10 protein-coding genes are annotated in these 13016 nt (G+C 37.1%); 8 read left to right on the top strand and 2 right to left on the bottom strand.

All coding sequences use genetic code 11. The annotated features are described in order from the left end of the window. Positions 1 to 49: 49 nt before the first annotated feature. The 6 genes from porG to murI all read left to right on the top strand — a co-directional run bounded on the left by porG (position 50) and on the right by murI (position 6373). Complete coding sequence (gene porG / locus LGQ90_RS14210) at positions 50 to 748, top strand: type IX secretion system protein PorG (RefSeq protein ID WP_229342050.1); 699 nt, start codon at positions 50 to 52, stop codon at positions 746 to 748. Then, a complete protein-coding gene (locus LGQ90_RS14205) occupies positions 749 to 1489 on the top strand; it encodes an isoprenyl transferase (protein ID WP_229342046.1) in 741 nt (246 codons plus the stop codon). A 7-nt stretch (positions 1490 to 1496) separates the two neighbouring features. Next, the gene (locus LGQ90_RS14200) at positions 1497 to 4118 is read left to right on the top strand and encodes a BamA/OMP85 family outer membrane protein (protein ID WP_229342043.1); all 2622 of its coding nucleotides are present in this window, start codon (positions 1497 to 1499) and stop codon (positions 4116 to 4118) included. A 31-nt stretch (positions 4119 to 4149) separates the two neighbouring features. Further along, positions 4150 to 4959, top strand: a complete 810-nt coding sequence (locus LGQ90_RS14195; RefSeq protein WP_229342041.1) for an OmpH/Skp family outer membrane protein — start codon at positions 4150 to 4152, stop codon at positions 4957 to 4959. A 37-nt stretch (positions 4960 to 4996) separates the two neighbouring features. Further along, positions 4997 to 5506 carry an OmpH/Skp family outer membrane protein gene (locus LGQ90_RS14190; RefSeq protein ID WP_229342039.1) on the top strand — a complete coding sequence of 170 codons (510 nt, stop codon included), beginning with the start codon at positions 4997 to 4999 and terminating at the stop codon, positions 5504 to 5506. Positions 5507 to 5578: 72 nt separating this feature from the next. Then, positions 5579 to 6373, top strand: coding sequence for a glutamate racemase (murI, locus tag LGQ90_RS14185; RefSeq protein ID WP_229342038.1), 795 nt, complete (start codon positions 5579 to 5581; stop codon positions 6371 to 6373). On the opposite strand, the gene LGQ90_RS14180 is transcribed toward murI, so the two are convergent. Then, positions 6370 to 7419 carry a PorP/SprF family type IX secretion system membrane protein gene (locus LGQ90_RS14180; protein WP_262904394.1) on the bottom strand — a complete coding sequence of 350 codons (1050 nt, stop codon included), beginning with the start codon at positions 7417 to 7419 and terminating at the stop codon, positions 6370 to 6372. The genes murI and LGQ90_RS14180 overlap by 4 nt on opposite strands. Before the next feature lie 61 nt (positions 7420 to 7480). Between LGQ90_RS14180 and LGQ90_RS14175 the strand changes: the two genes are divergently transcribed. After that, positions 7481 to 8395 (top strand): NifU family protein, encoded by a 915-nt coding sequence (locus LGQ90_RS14175; RefSeq protein ID WP_229342032.1) that lies wholly within the window; start codon positions 7481 to 7483, stop codon positions 8393 to 8395. A 52-nt stretch (positions 8396 to 8447) separates the two neighbouring features. Here LGQ90_RS14175 and LGQ90_RS14170 read toward each other — a convergent pair whose 3' ends face one another. Next, positions 8448 to 10718 (bottom strand): inorganic phosphate transporter, encoded by a 2271-nt coding sequence (locus LGQ90_RS14170; protein ID WP_229342031.1) that lies wholly within the window; start codon positions 10716 to 10718, stop codon positions 8448 to 8450. A 187-nt stretch (positions 10719 to 10905) separates the two neighbouring features. Here LGQ90_RS14170 and LGQ90_RS14165 point away from each other — a divergent pair, with 187 nt between their 5' ends. After that, positions 10906 to 12951, top strand: a complete 2046-nt coding sequence (locus tag LGQ90_RS14165; protein ID WP_229342029.1) for a thioredoxin domain-containing protein — start codon at positions 10906 to 10908, stop codon at positions 12949 to 12951. Positions 12952 to 13016 lie beyond the last annotated feature (65 nt).

The following is a 13016-nucleotide window of genomic DNA, read 5'->3' as shown; positions in this document are numbered from 1 at the left end:
TTATTGCAGAGCAAACAGAATTGTTATATTTGCAAACTTTTAAAATCCTATGAGGTACCTAATTGCATTTGTGTTAATGGCTTTTTTATCGATAAGTTCCTTCGCTCAACAAATAGAGATTGGAGCTTTTGCCGGCGGTGCAAATTTTATTGGAGATGTTGGAAAAACCAACTACATCCTACCCAACACCCCGGTGGGAGGCTTGATTGCTAAATGGAACAGGAGCCCCAGACACGCCTTAAGATTAACATTATTATATGCTGAAATTTCAGCCGATGATGAAAAATCTGATGACACAAGGAGACAACAACGTGGTTATTCTTTTGAAAATTCCATTGCAGAAGCATCATTTGGTTTAGAATTTAATTTTTTTGAATTCGATCTTACAAATCCATTACCACAAAGCACCCCCTATTTGTACACAGGCATCACTTATTTTAGGGCCGATCACATGTGGCTTAAAAATGGTAGAGCTGGTAACCTGGTAAATGAAGGCACAAACTGGGAATTTGCGATCCCAATGGTAATGGGCTATAAAGAAGCTGTGACCGAACATATTATTGGTGCTTTTGAAATTGGAGCAAGATATACGCTCACCGATAATTTAGATGGTAGCTGGCCCGAAGAATATCTTGACAGGCGTGAACCATCATTAGAATTTGGAAATCGAAATACCAACGACTGGTATGTTTTTACAGGTATAACATTCACCTTTACATTTGGCCGAAAGCCATGTTATTGCTTTTAAATGATATATAAAGACAATTTAAACCTTGACAAATTACCTCAACACATTGCCATTATTATGGATGGTAATGGCCGCTGGGCTAAACAAAAAGGTTTCCTTAGAGCTTCAGGCCATAAAGAAGGCACTAAAGCCGTAAGGGATGTTGTTGAAGGTTGTGCAGAAATTGGAGTAAAAAATCTTACCCTCTATGCCTTTTCTACGGAAAACTGGAACAGGCCAAAATTGGAGGTAGACACTTTAATGAAATTGCTGGTTTCTTCCCTCAAGAAAGAAATCAAAACTTTAAAGGACAATGATATTAAGCTTAATTGTATTGGAAATATTTCCAGTCTACCTAAAAAAGCCAGACAGGAATTACTGGATGTAATAGAAAAAACATCAGGAAATTCCCGAATGACTTTAACCCTCGCCCTAAGCTATGGAAGCCGTGAAGAAATTACGAATTGCATAAAGCAGATTGCTACGAAGGTTAAAAGTGAAGAATTATCTTTGGATGCTATTGATGAATCAGTTATAAATGAGCATCTTTACACCCGAAATTTACCAGATGTAGATCTTTTGATCCGCACCAGTGGTGAACAACGTATAAGTAACTTCCTGCTATGGCAGATTGCTTATGCCGAATTGTATTTTACGAAAATCTTATGGCCAGATTACCGAAGGGAAGATCTTTTTGAAGCCATATACAACTATCAAAACAGAGAAAGAAGATTTGGAAAAACAAGTGAGCAACTCAGTTAGTGCATTCATGACGAAAAAGATATTTACACTATTTGCATTTTTTTTCATATTCAGTTTAACTGCCCAGGCACAGGACCTACCCCTTGGAGATTCAAAAAAATATACCATTGGAGATATAAAGGTTACCGGTACTACTACGTACAATGAAAAAACTGTCATAGCATATACAGGCCTAAAAGAAGGTGAGGAAATATTTATTCCAGGTGAAAAATTACGTGATGTAATAAATAAACTATGGAAACTGGATCTTTTTAGTGACATCAATTTCTACATCACCAATGTGGAAGGCAATGTTGCCGATCTTGAACTTGAGATCAAAGAAGTCCCTGTACTTAACCAGGTTAAATTCAGCGGGATCAAGAAAAAAAGCGAAAGAGAAGATCTTATAGATGAGAATGACCTTAAGCCTGGAGTTAAAGTAACCGAAAACCTTATCACCACCACTCAGAATTATATTCAGAATAAGTATAAAAAAGAAGGATATTTAAATACACAGGTTGATATTAGAACCTCTGAAGTTGTAGATACTACCAATTCCAACAAAATTAATATGGTGGTAGATATAGACCAGGGAGATCGTGTTAAGATTGCAGATATCGATTTTATAGGAAATGAGAAACTTTCAAATGCGAAGTTAAAACGCAACATGAAGAACACGAAGCAAAAGAATCTTTTCAGGTTCTGGAAGCGTTCTAAGTTTGTAAGATCAGATTATCAGGATGACAAGACTTCAATAATTGATAAATATAAAGAAGAAGGATACAGAGATGCGAGGATCATTTCAGATTCACTCATAAAGGTAGATGAAGATGATGTTGCATTAAAAATTCAATTAGAAGAAGGAAACAGATATTATATTGGAAATATTGACTTTTTAGGAAATGCAGCTTATTCAGATGAGCAGCTTGCCAGGGTTCTAGGACTTGAAAAAGGCGATGTTTATAATGGTGTTTTAATAGATGAGAGAATTCAAGCGAGAGAGCCAAATAAAACTTCGGTTGCCAATATTTATCAAAACAACGGATATCTCTTTTCTAACATAGATCTAGTAGAAACAAACGTTTACAATGACACGATAGATTTTGAAGTAAGAATCGTGGAAGGAAAAGAGGCTTATTTCGATGAAATTAGAGTAACCGGAAACGATAAGACCAAAGATCATGTTATCTACCGTGAACTAAGAACCAAACCAGGTCAAAAGTATAGTCAGGAGGCTGTGGTAGCCACTGTACGTGAACTGGGTGCACTTGGATTCTTTGATGCAGAGCAGTTAAACCCAGAATTTGTAGATCCAGATCCAAGAGAAGGAACTTTAAGCCTGGAATACCAGGTGGTAGAAGCGGGAGCCAGCCAGATAGAACTTCAGGGAGGTTATGGTGGCGGAGGTTTTATTGGAACCTTAGGACTTTCCTTTAATAACTTCTCTATCCAGGGACTTTTTGATAAAGAAGCTTACAAACCAATTCCAATGGGAGATGGGCAAACTTTATCTTTAAGAGCCCAGGCGAGTACGTTTTATCAAACTTACAGCCTGTCTTTCAGAGAGCCGTGGTTAGGTGGTAAAAGGCCAGTGAGTCTTTCTACATCCTTCAGTTACACGAGACAGTTCTTATTTGATTATATAAACAGAGAGGCCGACAAATCCAGAAGTTTTGATATTCTTGGGGTTAGTGTTGGTTTAGCAAAAAGATTAACTGATCCAGATCAATACGTTACCGTATCTAATGTGGTAGGTTTCCAGCGATACAATCTAAATAATTATAATACCGGATTATTTACTTTCGGAAATGGTCATTCTAACAACTTATATTATCAACTGGGGATAACTCGCGACAACACCGCTTTCAATCCAATTTTCCCTACACAAGGTTCTAAGTTTGCTTTTACTGCAAAATTCACTCCTCCTTACTCACTTTGGAATGGGGTTGATTACGGGAACCTTGAAAATTTAGATGAATATCAGTTAAGAGATGACAATGGCAACCTGATAAACGAACAGGGAAACAGGGTAACTGCTGAAAATTCAGTTGCTGATCAGGAAAAAGTTGATCAGAAAAAATATAACTGGCTTGAATTCTATAAAATTAAATTAGACGGAAGCTGGTATGAAACTCTGGCTAGTTTTGGTCCTAGCAGTAATCTTGTTCTTAGAACACATGCTGAATTTGGTGTATTGGGAGCATATAACAATGAAAGAGGAGTTCCTCCATTTGAACGTTTTTACCTTGGTGGGGATGGGTTAGGAGCTTATAGCCTGGATGGTAGAGAAACAATACAGCTTAGAGGGTATCCAAACCAATCTGTAGTACCATTGGATAGACCCGTAGATCAAAGAGATGACGGGGCGGTAATCTATAATAAGTACTCTCTGGAACTACGATTCCCTATTACATTGAAACCTGCTGCTTCCATTTATGCATTATCATTTTTAGAAGCTGGAGCCACTTATGACAATTTTAGAGATTATAATCCGTTTCAATTAAATAGATCTGCCGGTGTTGGTCTAAGAATTTTTATGCCAACTTTCGGGTTATTAGGTATTGACTTTGGATACGGATTTGACGAAATTGTTGGTCAGCCTGGTCCAAATGGATGGGAAACACACTTTATCATAGGCCAACAGTTTTAATTTGGCACGATATTTTCTATATTCGATCTAAATGAAAAAAAGAATATTCTCCATAGTAGCAATCGCGGCCTTGAGCATTTCATCTCTAGCCGCACAAAAAAGTATCAGGCTTGGCTATATAGATATGGAATATATTCTTGAAAATGTTCCCGAATATCAGGAGGCAAGCAGACAGCTTGACAATCGCGTTCAGGAATGGAAAGCTGAAGCTGAAGCACAGATGCAGAAGGTGGAAGATATGAAGACAAGGCTGGATAATGAAAGGGCGCTTCTAACCAAGGAGCTTATCGAGGAACGTGAGGGAGAAATTGCTTTCATTGAACAAAAAGCCCTGGAATACCAACAAAACAGGTTTGGTCCCAATGGCGATTACATGATCCAAAAGAAACAATTGGTAAGGCCAATTCAAGACCAGGTCTTCACCGCAGTTCAACAAATAGCAGAAAACAGAAATTTAGACTTTGTTTTTGATCGTACGGCAGATATTGGAATGATATATGCAGATCAGCAATACGATGTAAGTGAAACGGTTCTTAGAACTATTAAGAGAACCGCAAATCGCGAACAACTTGAAAACAGGGATGAGATCAAAGAATTTGAACAGGAAGAAAACAGAACTGTTGAACAAGATAAAGAAATCACAGAGAGAGAAGAATTAGTTGAGGAGCGTAAATCTGAAAGAGAAGCTTTTATAGAGCAGAAAAAGAAAGAAAGAGATTCGCTTAAGGCAGCCCGACAAAAAGAATTCGAAGAAAGAAGAGCAAAGATCCTGGCAGAAAGAGAAAGAAAAAAAGATTCTATTCTTAAAACAAGAGAAAAAAAGACCGATACGATAAATTAAATTTTTTAAACCTTAATTAAACTTAACGAAGATTACAATGAAACAATTCAGAACACTTTTTATAGCTTTAGCTTTAATAATTGGCGCTACTGCTTTTACAAATGCACAGTCTAAAGTTGCACATATCGCTACTCAGGATCTGGTACAGGCGTTACCTGAATATAAAGGCGCTATGGATCAGCTTCAAAAACTGGAAAAAACTTATGACGCGGAGATAAAAGACATGTTATCTGAAGCGCAAAGTACAATGCAACGTTACGAAGCAGAAGCAAATACAAAGTCTGAAGAAGAGAACCAAAAGAGAGCAACAGAACTGCAAGCTGCACAAAGAAGAATTCAGGAACACAGTGCTAAAGCAAGACAGGATCTTCAGAAGAAAGAAACGGATCTTCTTAGACCAGTTCTTGAAAAAGTACGTACAGCTATTCAAAAAGTAGCCAGAGCTAAAGGATACGATTATGTATTAGACTCTACTACCGGAACCGGAGTACTTCTTGCTGATGGTTATGATCTAATGCCAGACGTAAAAAAAGAATTAGGACTGTAATTTCAGCCTTTTCATAATAAATTTTAAAAAACTGCGTACAGAATTGTACGCAGTTTTTATTTTTACACTAATATGAACGATTCGAGACCTATTGGTATTTTTGATTCAGGTGTTGGCGGTACTTCCATCTGGAGAGAGATTCACCGCCTTTTACCTTTAGAAAAAACCATCTATTTATCTGATAGTAAAAATGCTCCCTACGGAATAAAGACCCAGGAAAAGATCATACAGCTATCCATAAAGAATACTGAAAAGTTGTTGGAAATGGATTGTAAGCTGATCGTGGTGGCCTGTAACACTGCTACCACAAATGCCATTAAGCTTCTACGATCTGCCTATAAAACACCTATTATTGGGATTGAGCCTGCTATTAAACCTGCCGCATTAAAAAGTTCTAATAAAGCTATTGGGATCTTGGCCACCAGGGGAACTCTTACCAGTGAACTTTTCGCTCAAACTTCTGAATTGTATACCAAAGATATTAATGTAATTGAAGTGGAAGGAAATGGTCTTGTTGAACTTATTGAGAGCGGAAAAAAGGATTCTGAACAAACTAAACAATTATTAGAGCAACTATTAGCCCCAATGATTGAGGCTAAAATTGATTATCTGGTCCTGGGGTGCAGTCACTATCCCTATCTTATTCCAATATTAAAAGAGATTCTTCCAGGCGATGTAGAGATCATAGATTCAGGAGAAGCGGTTGCCCGGCAGACCAAATCTATTCTTACAAATAATGAACTTTTAAATACAGTGGAAAATACTAATAATACTCCTGAATTTTACACAAATATAGATCCGCAGGTACTTTCTGATATTCTTGGAGCTGAAGCTAATGGCTATAAAGTAGCCAGGCTTGATTTCTAATTATTAATTGCGGGACATTTACATTGGTAGCGCTCCCTGCTCTTTCCAAAATTATAACCAAGCGTGATCTGGTGAAAACCACTATTGCTTAACACAATAGAATTAAGCTGATAACTGAAGGTATAACCAAATACGAATTTCTTATAATTGAGCCCTACAAAGGGAGTAATGTATCGTAACTCTTGGTTTTCTACCAGCTCCCCATTTTCAGTATATTCAGCGCTTTCAAAACCGTTCCGGTAGGATAAACCTCCCCATAGTCGCCCATTATCCAGTTCATAATAAGCTTTTGCATTTAAATCCAGCGCCATTTCATTTGTAGCTTCCCTGGCCTGAAAAAGTAACGAAGGCTCAAAGCTCCAGGGATCATTCTGATTCAGAGTAAAAACATATCCCGCCGAGAATAAGTACTTTCTCATATTACTTGGTACAGCATCTGAATAAAATAATTCCCTGCTGACCGAAAGTATATTTTTAGCTGCAAAATGAAAATACAGGTTTCTCACATAATAAGAGATCCCGAAATCCATGTTTGCAAAAATATCGGCATCGTTTTCGCCAATTAAAGGATCAAATCTGGTAAAGCCACTGGTATCTAATCGATGCTGGATCACCCCGGCACTAATTCCAAATGATAATTGGTTCAAATCAATGGTGCTTCTGGAAAACATCAGATGATAAGCAAAAGTTGCATAACCACCTACCTTGGAATAATTACCATTTTCATCCCTGAACAGAATTCCTCCAACCCCAATTTTATCATTTACCCGGGAATTATAAGCAAGCGTCTGTAAGTTGGGAGCATCTTCCACGTCGAACCACTGCTGTCTTGCCGTCAATCTTATTTTATCATAATTAGACGCACCCGCCATAGATGGGTGAATAAGGTAAAGATTGTCAGTAAGATAGTCAGAATAAGTAGGAATGATTTCCTGAGCTTTTAATGCCGATGTATTTAAAAACATAATCAACACTAAAAACAAAGAATATCTAAGGACTTCAGGCTGCCTTGAAGTGCAGCCCAATATATAAGTTTTACTCCCCATAAAGGCTGTAAATATATGTATTACGTAGTTTTTCTTTAGTATTTTTGTCAAAAATTTTGAGATGAAAGATTTCAATATCAATATAGTAAGAACCACCACGCCTTCGATTGTGAAATTTGAAGCAGATAAATTTCTCACGCGTCACGAGAATTTTGAATTTAAGAATATTGACGAGGCATCGAGATCGCCTCTTGCCCAGCAATTATTCTACCTTCCTTTTGTTAAAACGGTTTATATCGCACAGAATTTTATCGCGATAGAGAAGTATGATATCGTGGAATGGGAAGATGTGGAGAAAGAAGTAGCAGAGCAAATAAAAACCTATCTAAATAAAGGCGGTGAAGTTGTGAAAGAAGTAAAAGCTTCCACGGGAAAAGTTCCCGTAACGGTTTATGCTGAAAGCACACCGAATCCAGCAGTAATGAAGTTTGTAGCTAATAAAAAACTCGTGCTGCAGGCAGTGGAATTCAAGAATATTGATGACGCGAAAAATGCTCCTCTGGTTCAGAAGCTTTTCCATTTTCCTTTCGTAAAAGAAGTTTTTATTGATGAGAATTATGTTTCTATACAGAAATACGACATGGCGGGGTGGGAAGAGATCACTATGGAACTGCGTGAGTTCATAAGAAATTATATTGAAGAAGGTAACGAAATCCTGAATGCGGAGACAGTTGAAGCCTCAAAAGTATCTGCTGCAAATCAGGAAGATAAGCCTGCTGGTTATGAAAATCTAGATGATACTTCACAGCAGATCGTAGCTATACTTGATGAATACATTAAACCTGCAGTAGCCAGCGATGGCGGGAACATACTTTTTGACAGTTATAATGAAGAAAGTAAAACGGTGAAAGTTATTCTACAGGGTGCCTGTAGTGGCTGCCCCTCCTCGACCATGACCCTCAAAAGTGGAATTGAAACCATGCTTAGAGATATGTTGAGAGATAAAGTAGAATATGTGGAAGCCGTAAACGGATAATTATACTTAACAAAACAAATAAAAAATCCCTCACGTGAGGGATTTTTTTTATTTAGTAATTCGTGCTTCTTGCTTCATTATAAAACTCCTGGAATAACTGAAGCAGGTTCATCGTAGAACCAATAAGATCTTTAGTTTCAAGCAAAATCCCAAAATAAAGCTTGGTGTTTTTTGGGCTGGACTCCGAGGTTCTAATCCTTTCTATTTGTTTTTGAATAAGCTCGCTTACATAATCCATCAATTCCTGCTTTTCATTTAGCAGGTTATTGATATTTCCGAATTCGTGATTATCGAAGGTTTCTGTGATCTCATCAAATAAGATCTGCATTTTGTCATCCACCTTTTTAAGGTCCCGAATTTGATTAAATTTTAGATTCTTATGGTTATTATGCACGTGATTATAACTGTTCCTGGTAATAAACCCTATAGACTGAACCATATCCTGAAGATAATCCAGGGTAAGAATATAAAACTTACTGGCTTCAACAGAATCTTCGTCCATAGACTTGATAAAGTAGAAGATATTATCCTTAAGTTCATCTACTTCAGATTCCAGTTTTTCAATTCTCTTATAATTCTTTTTAAGTTTACTAAGGTCATAATATCCTAATTGATCGACGGTTTTGGTGTACATTTTATTTATTCCGCCTATAACATTAGATATGTTTTCTGAAGTTTCAGAAGTGATCTCATTAATTGTTATAATATCACTTTTCTTAAATTTTTTCCTTGTATTTTCTTCACGGGTTTTTCGGGAATGCAGAATTCCACTTCTAACCACTAGCACTATAGCCAGGATAATTAATACAGATAAAGCTATGGGACCTCCAAAATAAATGATCGCTCCAAAAATAGCTGCTGCCGTAAAAGCAACAATTGCGGTCACAAACCATCCTCCAACTACATTAAGCACACCGGCAACCCTGTACACGGCACTCTCCCGATCCCAGGCCCTGTCTGCCAGCGAAGTACCCATAGCAACCATAAAAGTTACATAAGTAGTAGAGAGTGGAAGTTTCATATTGGTTCCTATAGAGATCAAAACACTTGCTACGACAAGGTTTACAGAAGCTCTAACCATATCAAAAGCCGGCGCATCAATTCTTCTGTTCTTTAGATGAGCAGTAGGCTTATCGAATTTATTATCAATTTTCCTTTTCATACTTGCAGGAAGGATGGTAGACATAGCACTCCCAAAAAGAACTGAATATCTTACGATGCCCCTGGACAACCAATTAGGCTCAAAACGCTCTACCCCATCTCCCTGGCGGGAAAGGTTTATTCCGGTATCTACTACTGAACGGGCTTTGGTTGAAAACCATAAGGTAATAACCATAATAGCACCCGCCGCTATAAGTAAAATTTCAGGGGTAGGAACACTTCCGGAAAGTCCGGTCATGGCAAATTCTGAAGGTAACACCCCGGTAGCAGCATGTGCACTTTGCCATAGTTCAAAAGACTGCCAGGCAGCAATGGGCACTCCAATGAAATTTACGAGGTCATTTCCCGCAAAAGCCAGCGCCAGTGCAAAAGTCCCGATAATAATGATAGTTCTTAGAATATTGACCTTGAGTACACTCATTAGAAACTGAGAGACTGCAGTAAAGATCACAAACCCAATAAGCACAATAGTTAAAGTATGGGTATTTATGTATTCCATGGTTCCATCAGAAATATATGGAACACTTTTAAGCCCTTTAATTACTATGAAATACAATATTGCCGTAAGAGAAAGACCTCCAAAAACAGCCCCTACGTATTTTATCTTCTTTTCAAATTGAAAAGAAAAAACAAGTCTGGAGATATATTGAACAAAAGCTCCTATTAAAAAAGCGATCACTACCGCCATTAATATACCTATGATAATTTCTGTTGCTTTGGCAGTATTAATATACTCTCCCAGTAAAGCCAGATTACCATCACTATTCTTATATATTTTTATCACAGCCATACATACGGCAGCTCCTAATAATTCAAAAACTATGGAAACTGTTGTAGAAGTTGGCAGGCCCAGGGAATTAAAAAAGTCTAAAAGCAAGACATCTGTGATCATGACCGCCATAAAGATGATCATGATTTCTTCAAAGTAAAATTCACCCGGTATAAAAATACCTTTCCTGGCTACTTCCATTAAGCCGCTTGAAAATATTGCTCCTACCGCGACCCCAATACTGGCTACTATCAGGATGGTACGCATGGAAATTGCTTTAGAACCAATAGCCGAATTAAGGAAATTAATGGCATCGTTACTTACACCAACTACTAAATCTGTAATAGCCAGTGCCAAAAGAGCCACTAACATGACCAGGTAAATGTCTTCCATAGATAGATCTATTATCAACCAGCAAAATTGAAAATTTAATTTTAGACCGGCGTGGGCTTTAAAGTTATTAAAAGATTAATAATATGGGACTTATTTAAGCTTCTCTTATATAATTAGTAATTTTAAAAGCTATTTAGAATACTAAACCAATCAGTTTTAGTAGTTATTTTTAAACTCTTCTTCAATTATGAATCATGAACCTGAATTTACTAACAGTCTAATTCATGAAAGCAGTCCTTACTTATTACAACATGCCCATAACCCGGTAGACTGGAATCCCTGGAATGATAAAATTCTTAATAAGGCACAGCAAGAAAACAAATTACTCCTTATAAGTGTTGGTTATTCGGCCTGTCACTGGTGTCATGTAATGGAGCATGAGAGTTTTGAAGATGAAGAAGTTGCAGCAATAATGAACGCTAATTACATAAATATAAAGGTTGATCGGGAAGAGCGCCCAGATGTAGACCAGGTTTATATGAATGCCGTACAGGTGATGACGGGCATGGGCGGGTGGCCGATGAATGTGGTGGCCCTACCGGATGGAAGACCGGTGTGGGGCGGAACTTATTTCCGAAAAGAACAATGGACCCAGGCGCTGACGCAAATTGCCCATTTATATGAATCTCAGCCTGAGAAATTACTGGAATATGCTGAAAAGCTGGAACAGGGCTTAAAACAAATTCAAATTATTGAACCGGTAAATGAGCCCAATAAGTTACAGAAAGACTTCTTTCTTACTATCATCAAAAAGTGGAAAACTACTTTTGACAAAAAGAATGGAGGCTACCAACGTTCTCCAAAATTTATGATGCCCAATAACTACGAGTTTTTAATGAGATATGCTTTTCAAAATTCTGATGAAGAACTGAAAGATCATTGCCTGCATACCTTAGACAGGATCTCCTGGGGCGGGGTCTTTGACCCTATTGAAGGAGGTTTTTCCAGATATTCTGTAGATGAAAAATGGCATGTTCCCCATTTTGAGAAGATGCTATATGATAATGCCCAATTAGTAAGGCTTTATTCGCGGGCTTATAAATTAACCAGGAAAGATTGGTATAAAGAAGTGGTAGAAGAAACTTTAGGATTTATTTCTACTGAAATGACCGATGATTCAGGAGCTTTCTATTCAGCTCTAGACGCCGACAGTGAAAATGAATATAATAAAAAAGAAGAGGGTGCTTATTATGTTTGGAAAAAGGAAGAGCTGAAATCTATACTAGGGGAAGACTTTGAAGTTTTTTCAACTTATTATAATATCAATAATTATGGAAAATGGGAAGCTGATAATTATGTATTAATCAGAACCAAATCCAGAGAAGAAATATCAAATGATCTGAAAATAACCAAACGAGAACTACAGGAGAAAATATCGGTTTGCAACGCTAGATTGCAAAAAGCCAGAAAAGAAAGAAAAAAACCGGGATTAGACGATAAATCCTTGACCTCATGGAATGCTTTGATGATTAGTGGATATACTGAAGCTTATAAAGCTTTCGGCAAAGAAGAATATCTAGAAAAGGCCAGAAAAAATTCAGATTTTATCATTAAGAATCAAATACAAAGCAATGGCAGGTTATTCCATTCTTACAAAAAAGGAAAGAGCAGCATCAATGGATATCTGGAAGATTATGCTTTTACTATAACAGCTTTCCTGGACCTCTATGAATCTACATTTGAGGAAGAATATCTTGAACACACCCGGAATTTAATAAAGATTGTAAAGGAAGATTTTCAGGATCCAGTTTCAGGCCTATACTTTTTCACTTCTAATAAAGACAGAGAACTGGTAACAAAAACTATTGAGATCAGTGACAATGTAATTCCGGCTTCAAATTCAGAAATGACTAAAAACCTATTCAGATTTGGCAAACTAACGGGTGAAAGGGAATTTATCAGTAAAGCGGAAAATATGCTTCAAACGGTTTCAGGAAAGATTCAGGAACATCCCCAATCTTATTCTAACTGGCTGGATCTAATGCTAAATTTTACCCATCCTTTTTATGAAATTGCGATTACCGGAGAAAATTATAAAAACTGGGCGATGAACTTTCAACAGGAATATTTGCCGAATACTGTTTTGGCCGCTACTAATACTACATCAGATATAAATTTGCTAAAGAACCGTTTGAAGAAAGATAAGGACCTAATCTATATTTGTGAAGAAGGTGCCTGTAAACTCCCTATAACTTCTAAAATTGAAGCTCTGGAACTTATTCGCCAAGTTTAACAAAATTTAAACAGGAAATAAAGTCTATTTTTTTACAATTAGAACTTAAATAAAAAATCAACAAA

It is taken from the genome of Christiangramia sediminis, from assembly GCF_020552705.1.
Taxonomy (GTDB): Bacteria; Bacteroidota; Bacteroidia; order Flavobacteriales; family Flavobacteriaceae; genus Christiangramia; species Christiangramia sediminis.
This window is presented reverse-complemented; position numbering and strand designations above follow the sequence as displayed.